The 534-nt window shown below is 49.8% G+C and carries 1 protein-coding gene; it reads right to left on the bottom strand.

Going from position 1 to position 534, the window contains the following annotated elements; all coding sequences use genetic code 11:
• Positions 1-534: 3-hydroxyacyl-CoA dehydrogenase NAD-binding domain-containing protein (locus R7Q09_RS28080; protein ID WP_318144199.1), on the bottom strand; the 534-nt coding region annotated here is incomplete at both ends.

The following is a 534-nucleotide window of genomic DNA, read 5'->3' as shown; positions in this document are numbered from 1 at the left end:
GAGTTTTCGATGCCTGCGTAATGTAGGCTTGGGGTAATTGATGCCAAAATTCCCGCCATCTTGAAGCCGTCGATACGACCTTGAGCAAGGCGTTTGTTCAGCAGTTTAGACGCTTCGGTCATGCCTAAATCGAGAGATGGTTGGGCGATGTCTTTCATCAATACTGGCACACCTTTCAGCGCAGATTGGTAAGCGATGCCACCACCCATGATGCCTGCACCTAATACCGCTGCTCGCTCAGTGTCTTTGCTTGCTGATTTCGCCGCTTTTTTCGCGATGCCTTTGATGTATTGGTCGTTGAGGAACAGACCAACCAGAGCTTTGGCTTCTTCTGATTTCGCGAGTTTAACGAAGTATTTGCGTTCAATGTCGAGTGCTTCGTTACGCGCAAAGCGTGCGCCTTCTTCAATCGTGATAACGGCTGTCATTGGCGCAGGGTAGTGTGGACCGGCTACTTGTGCCACTAGGCCTTTTGCCATTGTGAAGCTCATCATCGACTCAAGCTTGCTTAGCGTTAGCGCTGATGTCTTTTGT

This window comes from Vibrio sp. 2130-1, from assembly GCF_033339515.1.
This window is presented reverse-complemented; position numbering and strand designations above follow the sequence as displayed.